The sequence below is a fragment of the Calditrichota bacterium genome, from assembly GCA_016867835.1.
Classification (GTDB): Bacteria; Electryoneota; AABM5-125-24; order Hatepunaeales; family Hatepunaeaceae; genus VGIQ01.
The window spans coordinates 1-10,912 of record VGIQ01000099.1 but is presented as its reverse complement, the minus strand read 5'-3'; the positions used below and the strand labels follow the sequence as shown (position 1 = coordinate 10,912).

The following is a 10,912-nucleotide window of genomic DNA, read 5'->3' as shown; positions in this document are numbered from 1 at the left end:
GGCAACGGCGTAGGAGTCCCCCCCCCCGACTCGTCTAATCTATTGAAAGGAAGAAACATGCAAGGAAAGTCAAACCGCAATCCTATCAGTTCACGTGACGCTATCCAAGGACTTCACTTAGACGACACTTTACATCATAACACCTTAAGACCCCATTGTCAAGCCAAATCGCTCCACTTTCGCAAGATTTCTCGCCGACACTACTTGGGCACGAAGCCGCTATAGGCAACTTAGGCTCCTACGCGGACCAAGGTATGTTCCGCATCGGTGAATTTGCGGTATCTCGGTTGCATGTTCGCAGAACTGCGTCATCACACTCAACCTTGCGCCCGCGACGCGCGCGCCCTAAATTGAAAGGCACCAGGCTTACCGGTCGTCGGATACTCCAGAGGTGTTTTGCCGTGGCCCCGATAAATCGGGGAGCTACCGGCAGACTTGAATATCGGGAGTGCACCGGTTAGCATCAGGCGCATGGAGCCACCAGTGGGCATAATGCTTTGCGAACCACCCAAAACAGATTAGCGAATAGACTCTTCTCATTTGTTCGTCCATCTTCATAACCATTCCGACTACAGCCTGCTCGACGGCGCTTGCCGCATCCCGCAACTGATCGAGATCGCGGCTTCGCAAGGCGCTCGTTCGGTAGGCTTGACCGACCACGGAAACGTCTTCGGCGCACTTGAGTTCTACACAGCAGCGCGCGACGCCGGGCTTAACCCGGTCCTCGGCTGCGAACTCTATCTCGCGCCCGGATCCCGGCTCGACCGGTCGCCCGGCCGGGCCGGCGAAATGCGCTTTCATCAAGTGCTGTTCGCCAAGAACCTCGCCGGCTGGCGGTCGCTGTCGCGCCTTTCGAGCGAAGGTCACCTCTCGGGTTTCTACTACAAGCCGCGCATCGACCGGGAACTGCTAAGGGAGTGCGCCGAGGGCTTGATCTGCCTCTCGTCCTGTATGCAGGGTGAGATCCCGCAGCGGATCCTGAACAACGACCCCGACGGTGCACTCGAAGCCGCGCGATTCTACAAGGAGGTCTTCGGCGATGACTTCTATATCGAACTGCAGCGCCATCATCTGCCCGAAGACGAGCGGCTGGTTGCCGCTCTGGCTCAACTTGCCGAAGACCTCGACCTCCGGATGGTCGTCACCAACGACGCACATTACCTGAAGCGAGAATATGCGGCGGCACACGACGTCCTCCTTTGTGTCGGCACTCAGTCCAAAGTAACCGACGCCAACCGCCTCCGGTTCGACACCCAGGAGTTTTATCTCAAGACCCCGGACGAGATGGCTGCTCTTTTCCCGGACTTTCCCGATGCACTCGATATCACGGAAGAGATCGCCGGCAAGTGCTCCCTCGAGATCCCCCTCGGTGGACGGCACTTTCCAATCTTCCAGCGTGTAGCGGCGAACGGCAATGGCCATCTTTCCTCTGAAGCGGATTTACCCACCGCGGAGGATGAACTCGACCGCGTTGCCCGGGAAGGGTTTATAATACGCTATGGCGTAAACCCCTCGCCCAATGCGGTCGAGCGGCTGGAGATGGAATTAGGAGTAATCAAGCAGACCGGCTTTGCCAACTACTTTCTGATTGTCTGGGACTTTGTCCGCTGGGCGCGAGAGCGTTCGATTCCGGTGGGACCGGGGCGCGGATCCGCGGCAGGATGCATCGTCAGTTATTGTCTGGGAATAACCAATCTCGACCCGCTTCGGTGGGGGTTGATCTTCGAGCGGTTTCTTAATCCCGAGCGGGTCTCCCCGCCCGATATCGACATCGACTTCGCCGACGACCGCCGCGAAGAAGTGATTAAATATGTCCGTGGGCGCTATGGCGAAGATGCCGTCTGCCGGATCATCACCTTCGGCAAGATGGCCGCCCGGTCGGCGGTTCGCGACACGGCTCGCGCAATGGGCTTGACTGCAGCCGAGGGCGACCGTCTGGCAAAGTTGATCCCCGAATCGCGCGACTTCACCCTTGAGCAAGCCCTCACTCACGTCCCCGAAATTGCCGACCTCTGTGCCGGCGATTCCCGTTACCGCGCTGTCATCGAGCATGCGACGATCCTCGAAGGCGCCGTCCGGCATCCCTCGGTTCACGCCGCCGGAGTCGTCATCTGCCCCGGACCGGTCACGAACTATATGCCGGTCTATAAGAACGGAACCGACCCCGACCTTATGTCGCAGTTCGATATGAACTGGGTTGACAAACTGGGCCTGCTGAAGATGGACTTCCTCGGCCTCCAGACCTTGCAGGAAATCGAGATCACACTCCGGGGTCTGCGTGCCGGGAATGTCGATATCGACCTTGACAGCCTCCCTTTCGACGACCCAAAAGTCTTTGCCTTGTTCAGTGAAGGCCGAACCACCGGGGTCTTCCAGTTTGAATCGTCCGGGATGCGCGACAACCTGATGAAACTTAAGCCGGAACGCCTCGAAGACCTCCTCGCAATGAACGCCCTCTTTCGCCCCGGCCCAATGCAGTTCATCGACGAGTTCATTGCCCGGCGGCACGGCAGGCGCAAGGCAAGTTATCTCCACCCTCGTCTTGAGCCGATCTTGCGCGAGACTTACGGCATCATCGTTTATCAGGAGCAGGTGATCCGCATTGCCACCGACCTCGCCGGTTACAGTCTCGGCAAAGCTGATACTTTCCGCAAAGCAATGGGAAAGAAGAAGCCGGAACTCATGGCCAAGGAAGCGACCGCTTTCATCGATGGCTGCGTTTCCAGCGGCATCGACCGCAAGGTCGCCTCGGAGATCTTTGCCGCTTGCGAGCAGTTCGCCGGTTACGGTTTCGTCAAAGCCCACGCCGCCGGCTATGCGGTCATCGCTTACCACTGCGCCTATCTTAAAGTCCATCATCCGGTCGAGTATCTCGCAGCCTGCCTCACGGTGCGCCGCAACGACCCATCGCAGGTCTTAAGGTTGATGGGCGAATGCAAGATACTCAGCATCCCGATTCATCGGCCTGACGTCAACGAGAGTGAGGACTCCTTCAAAGCCGAGGGCGACGCCATTCGGTTCGGGTTGGCTGCCATTCGTAACGTCGGTGAAGCCGCGGTGGCAACGCTTCTTGAAGCGCGCAAGGGGTGCGGTAGGTTCACTTCCCTGCATCAGTTCCTCGCCGCCACCGGTATGGGAGCCATGAACCGCCGGATGGTCGAGTCGCTCATCGACGCTGGAGCCTTCGATGCATTCGGACAGACGCGGGCTACGCTGCAAGCCTCGCTGCCCGGTGCGATGGCCTATGCACAGGCCGTCGCCGACGAGCACCTGCGCGGCCAAAACGGCCTCTTCGGTGGTAGTTCTGAAGCCGGTACATCTTATATTCAGGAACCGGATCTCCATATCCTCGAGGAATATCCGCCTGATCTTCTCCAGTCGAATGAAAAGAAGGTGCTCGGCTATTACATTACCGGTCATCCACTGGAGCGCTACACACCGCTACTCGGCACTTTGATCAAGCACCGGCTCGGCGACAAGGAGGATTGGGAAGATGGCCGTCAGGTCCGCATCGCCGGAGTCGTTGCAGCAATATCTAAACGCACCGCCAAATCAGGCGACCGCTGGATGATGGTAACTCTCGAAGACCTGACGGGCACGGCCGACTGCCTCCTCTTCTCCGGCCAGATGGCGCAGTTCGAGACGCTCGCCGTCCCGGACCGGCTGGTCGCGGTCAGCGGCCGGGTGACGCGCCGAGAGGGACGTGAAGAAACCAATATCCGTATCGAGGAGATGATTCCTCTCGAAGAGGTCGCCGAGCGCTGGGGGCAGACGATCAAACTGCGTCTGAACAGTCAGCAGGTAAGCGAAGCCCTCCTCACTCGCCTGGGTCGGTTATGTACCGACTCCCCAGGCAGTTCCTCACTGCTCATCGACCTTGCGTTGCCCTCCGGTCAGAGGAAGTCGTATCGTGTCGGCAAGTTCCGGGTGCGGCCATCGCCCGATTTGATGCGCACACTGGGCGAGTGGGTCGGACCGGACTGCGTGTCACTAATGAGATGAGAGGACCAAAATTCATCAGACCGGAAGGCTAAAGTGCGGGTCGTCCTACAGAGGGTCCGAGAAGCATCGGTCTCGGTTGAAGGGCGGGTCGTCGGCCGGATTGAGCGCGGTTATTTGCTGCTGATTGGATTTACGAATAGCGATCAGGTGAATGACCTCGACTGGATGGCTGCAAAAGTGAGCCGTCTCAGGCTCTTCGATGATGAGTCCGGAAAGATGAACCTTTCCCTTTCGGAAGTTGGAGGATCGATTCTGGCCGTTCCACAGTTCACGCTCTACGCCGGCGCTCAGCGTGGTCGCCGGCCCGATTTCATCAAAGCGGCACCTCCCGGTCAAGCCGCCCCCCTGTTCGAACGGTTTTGCGAGCAACTGCAAAATACCGGATGTGCCGTTGCGACTGGCATCTTCGGAGCGCATATGGAGGTGCATCTCTGCAACGACGGGCCGGTTACGATTCTGCTCGAAAGTCCGCCTAAATGACGCCCGAATCGGCCGCCACGCTCCCAAGCGGCATTTCGGTCGTAGTGCCTTGCTACAACAGCGAGACGACCCTGCGCGATCTGGTCCTACGCCTTGACAAAGTGCTAAGCGGCATCGGCGAACCCTTCGAGGTGATCCTCGTCAATGATGGCAGCAAGGATGGGACGTGGGAGGTCATCGGAGCACTTGCCGGATCCTACCCATTTGTACGCGGATTAAATCTTATGCGCAACTACGGCCAGCACAATGCCCTTCTTTGCGGGATCCGGGAGTCCGTCTTCAACCGCACCATCACCCTCGATGACGATCTGCAGAATCCTCCCGAAGAGATCCCGAAATTGTTAGGCCGGCTCACGACAGACTGCGACGTCGTCTATGGGGCGCAACGAGAAGGCCACTACGGCTTCTGGCGAGGACTCGCCACCGGCTTGATGAAGCGCCTTCTGCAACGCGTGATCGGCTACGAAAACGCCCGTCGGGTGAGCGCCTTTCGCGCTTTCAGGACCGCGCTCAGGGCGGCCTTTGCCGACTATCGCGGCACTTACGTATCGATCGAAGTACTCCTGTCGTGGGGAACATCCCGGTTCACCTTTATCGAAGTTGAGCACCATCCCCGCCGCTCGGGGACGACTAACTACACCTTTCGCAAGTTGTTCACTCACGCCCTCAACCTCCTGACCGGCTTCAGCACCCTGCCGCTCCAGTTCGCAAGTTGGCTCGGATTTATCCTGACGCTGTTCGGCGCCGGACTGCTGCTCTTCGTCCTGGGACGTTACTTCATTGCGGGAACTGCGGTGCAGGGCTTCACCTTCCTCGCCTCGGCGATCGCGATCTTTTCGGGAGCACAACTTCTCGTCCTGGGTATCATCGGCGAATACCTCGCCCGGATGCATACCCGGATGCTCGACCGTCCACCGTATGCTATCGGCTTGCGAACCCCGCAGCGGCAATGACTGACTCCGGACCGGTAGGGGTCTTCCTTCCCTGGGATACGGAGTTCTACGGTCTGCGCATTGGCCGGTTGAATATCCATACCCTGAATGACGATGCCCTCAACCGGGTCAACAAGTGGGCGGCGCAAGAGGACCTTGCCTGCTGCTACTTTCTATCTCGCAGCGACGACCCGGATACCGTCGAGACTGCCGTCCAGGCCGGCTTCCGGTTCACCGGTGTGAAGGTAACGCTGGTGCATCGCCTCACTGCCGAACTCGATGAACCGGCTAACGACATCAACATCATCAGGCCGGCTGTTCAGTCCGACCTTGAGAAATTGCGGCCTATAGCCATGGACTCCTTCACCGACAGCCGGTTCTATACCGACGGCCGCTTCCCGCTTGAGAAGTGCTCGGAACTTTATCGCATTTGGCTCGAGCGGAGCCTACTGGAACGATATGCCGACCTGGTGCTGACCGGACTCGTGAACGGCGAGGCAGCCGGATTCATCATCGGACGCTTCGACCAGGAAGTTAGTCGCGGCATCATCGACCTGATCGGCGTCGGTCCCCAGGCGCGGGGACAGGGCTTGGGACGTCAACTGGTGGGGGCGGCTGACAGGTGGTTTCGTTCGCAAGGCGCCACGCACTCCTCAGTCGTCACCCAAGGCCGCAACTACGCTGCGCAGAGCCTTTACCAATCGTGCGGATATCGCACCTCGCTGCTCGAGTTTTGGTTTCACCGCTGGTTCGATGAAAAGTAGCATCTCTATCCCCTTCAACCGGCCCTTCATTGCCGGCAAGGAACTCTATTACATCGCCCAGGCCGTTCAAAGCGGCCACTTGGCCGGCGACGGCGCTTTTACCAGGAACTGCCATCGCTGGCTGGAAGAGCATCTCGGCGTCCGTAAAGTGCTACTGACTCATTCCTGCACTGCCGCGCTCGAGATGGCTGCGCTGTTAGCCGAAATAGAGCCGGGCGACGAAGTGATCATTCCGGCATTCACATTCGTCTCCACGGCCAATGCCTTTGTCTTGCGCGGAGCACGAATTCGCTTCGTCGATGTGCGGGACGACACCCTAAATCTTGATGAAGGGAAGCTCGAAGCAGCCATTACACCGGCCTCCCGGGCCGTCGTCCCAGTCCACTATGCCGGCGTCGGCTGCGAGATGGACGCCGTTATGGAGATCGCCCGCCGCCATAGTCTCCTCGTCATCGAAGACGCCGCACAAGGTGTCGGAGCATACTACAAGGAGCGTCCACTGGGCAGCATCGCCCCCCTCGCAGCGCTCAGTTTTCACGAGACCAAGAACTACATCAGCGGCGAGGGCGGCGCACTTTGCATCAATGACGATAAGTTTATCGAGCGCGCTGAAATCGTCCGCGAAAAGGGCACCAACCGCTCCCGCTTCTTCCGCGGTCAGGTTGACAAATACACTTGGGTTGACATCGGCTCATCCTTCCTGCCCTCGGAACTGATCGCCGCCTTTCTCTATGCGCAACTGGAGGAGTCGGAATCGATCTCGGAACGGAGAATGGCCATATTCAATCGCTATGCCGACGCTTTCAAGACGTTTGCGCAGCAGGGCCGTGTGCGGCCGCCTTACGTCCCGCCGCACTGCCGGCACAACGCTCATATGTTCTATCTGATCCTGGAGAGTGAGTCGGTGCGCGACAGGCTCATAGCGCACTTGAGGGAGGAGGGCATACTGGCAGTATTTCACTACCTGCCGTTGCACCTGTCGCCGATGGGACTGAAGTGGCGGGCCGGGGAAGGTTCCCTGCCGGTTACGGAGTCAATCAGCAGACGGCTGGTGCGGCTTCCGTTTTACTACGACCTCGATCCGGCAGATCAGGATCGGGTCGTCGAAGCCGTGGTGAATTTTCTGAGGTTATAGGTTGGGGACTCAACACCTATAACCTGCGGTGGGTATGATAGACGGACGCCTGATCGACCGGCCAGAGGATCATTTCGCTGATGTTGACGTGCGCCGGTCGTGATGTTGCATAGACCACCGCATCGGCAATATCCTCCGGCTGCAGGGGAGTCAGACCTTTATAGGTCCTTGCAGCGCGTTCGACGTCGCCCCGGTAACGCACCAGACTGAACTCCGTCTCCACCATCCCCGGATCAACCGTCGTCACCCGGACGGGAGTGCCGAGGAGGTCCATCTTCAGACCCTCGGTCAACGCCCGCACCGCGAACTTCGTCGCACAATAGACATTTCCTCCCGGATAGACCTGTTGTCCGGCAACGCTCCCGATGTTGACGACGTGTCCCCTCCCCCGCGCAATCATTCCCGGCAAGATCTGGCGGGTTAGATAGAGCAGCCCCTTGAGGTTGGTGTCGATCATCTCCTCCCAGTCCTGCAATTCCCCTTCCTGTATCGGCGCCAGTCCGCGCGACAGCCCGGCGTTGTTGACGAGGATATCTATATCTGCAAGTGCACCGGGTATACTTCCAACGAACGCCGCAACAGCCTCCGAATCACGCACATCGAGCGAGGCAACATAGACTTCAACCGTGAACATTCTCTCTAAATCCGCCTTCAACTTTTCCAATCGCTCGAGTCGCCGTGCTGCCAACACCAGCCGGCATCCGCGCTCAGCATAAGCCTTCGCGCACGCCATCCCGATGCCCGACGACGCACCGCTGATGTATACCGTGTTCGAACCGCTCATAAGACTTTGACGATGAATGGATCTAATCAGTCATTAAAGCGACAAGGCGCAGGAACTTCACGTGCTCCGCGCCTCTACGTGAACTATTCCGGATAGGGTCAATCCTGCAGGATGACAATTTCGCGAGACTTGGGACCACTGACCGCAAGTTCAACTCGCCAGGCGCCGCGCGGCATCAGTTGCGGGAACCGCTCGGCCCACTCGACAAAGACCAGGTTCCTTCCGGTGTAGAGCTCGTCGAGTCCGTAATCGAGCGCATCCTCCAGTGACTTCGCCAGATAGAAATCGGCGTGATAGACCGCCTCAAAGGGGCCGCCAGGCGGCATCTCATACTTGTTGAGCCGCACAAACGACGGACTCGATACTACCTCTCTAAGTCCCAATACCGAGCACGTCAAACGGACGAATTCCGTCTTCCCGGCACCAAGTTCTCCGGTAAGGCCTACGACATCGCCTGCTTTCAAGACTCTGGCGAAAGATGCGGCAACCCGCTGTGTCCCAGCCAGGCTCCGCACCTGCCACCGGCCCCACTCTACAGACGGCATACTTCATTCAACATTCAGATCATCCGCCGCAGCCGCTTGATCGGTATCCGCAACTGCTCGCGATACTTCGCCACTGTTCTTCGCCGAATCTGGAATCCATCGGCATTGAGCATGTCGGTCAACTCCTGATCCGAGAGCGGCTCCATCTTGTTCTCACCTTCGATAAGTTCCTTTAGCCGCGCCTTGATGACCCGATTCGAGACCTCGTCGCCTTCGTCGGTCTCCATCGCTTCGCTAAAAAAGTATTTCAGTTCAAAGACGCCCCAGTCGGTCTGGACATACTTGCCGCTTGTAACCCGCGAAATGGTCGATATGTCCATCCCGATTTCGTCGGCGATGTCAGCCAGGATCATAGGGTGGAGGTATTGCGGACCGCCGCGAAAGAAGTCGATCTGTCGATCTACGATAGCGCGCATCGTCCGGAGCATCGTCGTGCGACGCTGGTGGATCGCATTGATGAACCACCGGGCCGATTCGAGTTTGCGGGTCAGGAACTCGCGGACTTTTTTGTCCGTCTGTTCCTGCTTGAGGTAGAGGTCTTTGTAGGTGGAGTTGATATGGAAGTTGGGGATGTCCCCGTCGTTCAGGAAGACTTCGAACTTGCCGCCAACCTGGGTAACGACGAGGTCGGGAATGACATAATTCTGCCGTTCGTCGAAGTAGCCTTCGCCCGGCTTGGGGTTGAGTCTTGAGATTGCCTCGAAGCCGCTGCGCACTACGTCGAGCGTGACGCTGAGCCGGTCGCGGATCACTTCGTAGCGCTTATTGATGATGTCATCCCAAGACTCAGCAACCATCTGCTCGGCGACCGGATGCCGCGGATCGCGTAACTCAAGTTGCACTAGAAGACACTCCCGCAGTGTTCGGGCACCGATTCCGGGTGGATCGTAGGTCATGATTCGCCGGTGCACCCGGGCAACGGTCTCGAGCGACACGCCGCTGTCGGCTGCAATCTCCTCCAGCGTAATGTTGTGCATGTGGCCGTCGCGATCGATCGAGCCGATGATCTCCTCACCTATAGCCTGTTCGGTATCGGTTAGGTCATCGAGGTGCAATTGTGTGAGGAGGTGATCGGCCAGCGTCTCGACGGAGGGTTGCGGCAGTTCGGTCCCCTCTTCGGGAACCTGCACCCGCGATTGTGCCCGATACTCCCAATGCGATGAGTCGTTGAGGATTTCATCCCAGTCAATCTCGCGTGCCTTCTCCGGCTCGGCCGGCGGTGCGTCCGGCTCGGCTTCAGTATCGGCAATGGCTAACGATTCGCGATCTTCAGCGCTGTCATCGGCCTCGGTTGCGACCTCGCTCTCGACCGACTCCTCAGCCTCCTCCAAGAATGGATTCTCGTCGAGTTCAGCCCGGACCCTTAGTTCGAGTTCGAGGATCGACATTTGGGTCAATTCGGAGCGGAGAATCTGCTGTGGCGTCTGCGCGAGAGAGAGTTCATGGCGCTGCCCCAGCACCTGCTTCAATTCAGGCATTGCACCGGGGGGCTATGTAGTGAATAAAGCATGACTAACGGTCAAGTTTGAACTTTTCTCCCAAATAGAGTTGCCGCGCCTGCTCGTCCTGGGCTAAAAAATCTGAAGTGCCTTCCTTTAGCACCTTCCCATCATAGAGCAGATAGGCGCGGTGGGTGATCTGAAGCGTCTCGTGCACGTTATGGTCGGTGATAAGGACTCCGATGCCGCGACTTGCCAGCCCGCCGACGATCTCCTGTATGTCATTGACGGCTATCGGATCGATCCCGGCGAAAGGCTCGTCGAGAAGCATAAACAAAGGCGATGTCGTCAATGCGCGGGCGATTTCGACCCGCCGACGCTCGCCGCCGGAAAGCGTCTGAGCCTTCTGCTTTCGCAGGTGGCTGATCCCAAACTCGGACATCAACTGCTCGGCACGGGCTATACGGTCCGGGCGGGGCAGCGGGAGCGTCTCCAGGATTGCGAGCAGATTCTGCTCGACTGTCAAGGTCCGGAAAACCGACGGTTCTTGTGACAGGTAACTCATCCCGAGACGGGCTCGCCGATGCATTGGCATCCGGGTGATATCGCGCTCGCCCAACTGCACCTTTCCGGCGTCGGGTGAGAGCAGCCCGGTGATCATATGAAACGTCGTCGTCTTGCCGGCGCCGTTGGGCCCGAGAAGACCCACAATTTCACCCGTTCCAACCGAGATGGAAACACTATCCACGACCCGGCGGCGACCGAACTTCTTGATCAGCCCGCGGGCATCGAGTGTCGTCATTCGCCGGTCGCTGCAGTCTTGCGCTTCAG

Annotated in this window: 9 protein-coding genes; 5 read left to right on the top strand and 4 right to left on the bottom strand. The window is 58.5% G+C overall.

Features of this window, described 5'->3' with window-relative positions:
* Nucleotides 1–525 precede the first annotated feature (525 nt).
* The 5 genes from dnaE to rffA are packed head-to-tail and all read left to right on the top strand — an operon-like array spanning nucleotide 526 to nucleotide 7,313.
* Nucleotides 526–4,002, top strand: a complete 3,477-nt coding sequence (gene dnaE / locus FJY67_09535) for a DNA polymerase III subunit alpha (GenBank protein MBM3329694.1) — start codon at nucleotides 526–528, stop codon at nucleotides 4,000–4,002.
* Nucleotides 4,003–4,035: 33 nt separating this feature from the next.
* Nucleotides 4,036–4,482 carry a D-tyrosyl-tRNA(Tyr) deacylase gene (locus tag FJY67_09530; GenBank protein ID MBM3329693.1) on the top strand — a complete coding sequence of 149 codons (447 nt, stop codon included), beginning with the start codon at nucleotides 4,036–4,038 and terminating at the stop codon, nucleotides 4,480–4,482.
* On the top strand, nucleotides 4,479–5,435 hold the full coding sequence (locus FJY67_09525) for a glycosyltransferase family 2 protein (protein ID MBM3329692.1): 957 nt from the start codon (nucleotides 4,479–4,481) through the stop codon (nucleotides 5,433–5,435). Before FJY67_09530 ends, FJY67_09525 begins: the two co-directional genes overlap by 4 nt.
* Nucleotides 5,432–6,178, top strand: coding sequence for a GNAT family N-acetyltransferase (locus tag FJY67_09520; protein ID MBM3329691.1), 747 nt, complete (start codon nucleotides 5,432–5,434; stop codon nucleotides 6,176–6,178). The genes FJY67_09525 and FJY67_09520 overlap by 4 nt, the downstream gene beginning before the upstream one ends.
* A 1-nt stretch (nucleotide 6,179) precedes the next feature.
* On the top strand, nucleotides 6,180–7,313 hold the full coding sequence (rffA, locus tag FJY67_09515; GenBank protein MBM3329690.1) for a dTDP-4-amino-4,6-dideoxygalactose transaminase: 1,134 nt from the start codon (nucleotides 6,180–6,182) through the stop codon (nucleotides 7,311–7,313).
* A 16-nt stretch (nucleotides 7,314–7,329) separates the two neighbouring features.
* Here the strand turns inward: rffA and FJY67_09510 are convergent, their stop codons facing one another.
* The 4 genes from FJY67_09510 to lptB all read right to left on the bottom strand — a co-directional run bounded on the left by FJY67_09510 (nucleotide 7,330) and on the right by lptB (nucleotide 10,883).
* On the bottom strand, nucleotides 7,330–8,097 hold the full coding sequence (locus tag FJY67_09510) for an SDR family oxidoreductase (protein MBM3329689.1): 768 nt from the start codon (nucleotides 8,095–8,097) through the stop codon (nucleotides 7,330–7,332).
* 98 nt (nucleotides 8,098–8,195) lie between these two features.
* Complete coding sequence (gene tsaE, locus FJY67_09505) at nucleotides 8,196–8,642, bottom strand: tRNA (adenosine(37)-N6)-threonylcarbamoyltransferase complex ATPase subunit type 1 TsaE (GenBank protein ID MBM3329688.1); 447 nt, start codon at nucleotides 8,640–8,642, stop codon at nucleotides 8,196–8,198.
* 14 nt (nucleotides 8,643–8,656) lie between these two features.
* Nucleotides 8,657–10,120: an RNA polymerase factor sigma-54 gene (gene rpoN, locus FJY67_09500; GenBank protein MBM3329687.1), complete on the bottom strand. Its 1,464-nt coding sequence runs from the start codon at nucleotides 10,118–10,120 to the stop codon at nucleotides 8,657–8,659.
* Nucleotides 10,121–10,154: 34 nt separating this feature from the next.
* On the bottom strand, nucleotides 10,155–10,883 hold the full coding sequence (gene lptB, locus FJY67_09495) for an LPS export ABC transporter ATP-binding protein (GenBank protein MBM3329686.1): 729 nt from the start codon (nucleotides 10,881–10,883) through the stop codon (nucleotides 10,155–10,157).
* Nucleotides 10,884–10,912 lie beyond the last annotated feature (29 nt).